At 70.5% G+C, this 1,615-nt stretch carries 1 pseudogene; it reads right to left on the bottom strand.

Features of this window, described 5'->3' with window-relative positions:
• A pseudogene (locus tag WBG82_RS05860) lies at window positions 1–1,615 on the bottom strand (DUF4159 domain-containing protein); the annotation flags it as partial.

The raw sequence follows: 1,615 nt of genomic DNA, 5'->3' as shown, positions 1-1,615 counted from the left end.
GAAGCGCGCCGCGCCTGCGGCGGCGGATCGGGTTCGCGTCGAAAAGGCCGGTCACATAGAGGGCGGCGATGCCGTCGGCGATGATGAGCGCGAGCGCGAAAGCGAGCGCCCAGGGGCGGAGCCGCGTTTCGGCCGCATCGGCGTAGTTGTGGCGGTTGGCGACGCCGGCGAGCGCGCCGAGCCGCTCGAGCTTCATGCCGGCGCGGCCGAGGTTGAAGGCGCGGGGGCTGTCGGCGGGGCCGTAAAGCCCCGGCGGATTGCGCGGCCCGACCTCTGTGCTGTCGAAGGCGGTCGCCGCGATCGGGATCGCTGTCGCGGGCGGCGAGCCGAGATGCCCGAAGCCGTCGAGAGTGCGGACCGGCGCAAGGGTTGCCTCCGAGGCATGGCCTTCCGCGCCGCCCGGCGCGACGCCTTGCGAAAGAGCGACGACGCGCCTCAGCATTTCGACGAAGAGGCCGGAGAGAGGCAGGTTGGACCAGTCGCCATTCGCCGTGACATGGAAGAGAACGACGAGCCCCTTGCCGCGCTTCGTCGCGGTGACGAGCGGTGTGCCGTCCTGAAGCCTGGCCCAGGTGTGGCTGGCAAGGTCGATCGTCGGTTCGGCGAGCACCTGGCGCGAGACGGTCACATCCTCCGGCACCTGAAGGCCGAAAAAGGGGCTAGATGCCTCAAAGGGAGCGAGATGCTGCGGGTTCGTCCAGGAGAGCGTGCCGCCCAGCGCGCGCCCGCCGGTCCGCAGCGGTACGGGAAGGAGATCGTCGCCCTCGCCCGCCATTCGCGGACCCGCAAAGCGCATGAGCACGCCGCCCTTCTCGACCCAGGTGGCGATGGCGTCGCGGTCGGAGCCGACGAGATTGCCGAGATCGGAAAGCACGAGCACCGAAAGCGACGACGAGAGCAGGTCGGCGATCTCGCTTTTGGCCTCGCGCGCGGCGGAGGCGCGGCGCACTTCCGCGAAGGGCTCAAGCGCCTTCTGGAGATAATAGAGATCGGAGAGGAGCGGCTGCGCTTCCTCGATCGGCGCGCCGGACACGATGCCCACGCTGCGCCGCCGCCAGCGCTCGTCGATGAGGCTCACCGAGCCCGCCGAATTTTCTCCCGCAATGTCGATGCGGCTGATGCGGTTGCGAAGTTCGAGCGGAATGTCGAAACGCACCGGCGTCGAAAGCTGCCCGGCCGCGAAGCTATAGTTGACCTCCGCGACGAGCCCGCCATCGGTCTGGAGCGCCCGCACGCCTCCCGATCTCGGCACCGTGCCGTCGGCGCGGAGAACCGTGGCGACGAACTGGTCGCCTTCGGTCGCGGGAGGCAGGAGCGCGAGGGCGATGTCGTCGGGCTGGGGTTCCACGACCTCGAGGCCATGCGATCCGGCGAGCGCCGAAAGCTCCGCGGAGAAGCGCGACGCCTTGCCATCGTCGAGCCCGTCGCTGAGCCAGATGATCTGCGCGCCTGCGGCAGGCAGGACGTGCGGGCCTGCGAGCCGGGCGGCGAGCGCGAGGCGGTCGGTCGCAACCGGCAGGGGCTGAAGGGCGCGGGCGCGTGCCGAAGCATCGTCGGCCGAGCCGAAGATGCGCACGGGGGGTGTTGCGGCGGGTGCCGTGCCGACGACGAGGAC

It is taken from the genome of Parvibaculum sp. (assembly GCF_049671045.1).
GTDB lineage: Bacteria > Pseudomonadota > Alphaproteobacteria > Parvibaculales > Parvibaculaceae > Parvibaculum.
The sequence above is the reverse complement of the archived record's forward strand: the minus strand, read 5'-3'. Positions and strand labels throughout refer to the sequence as shown.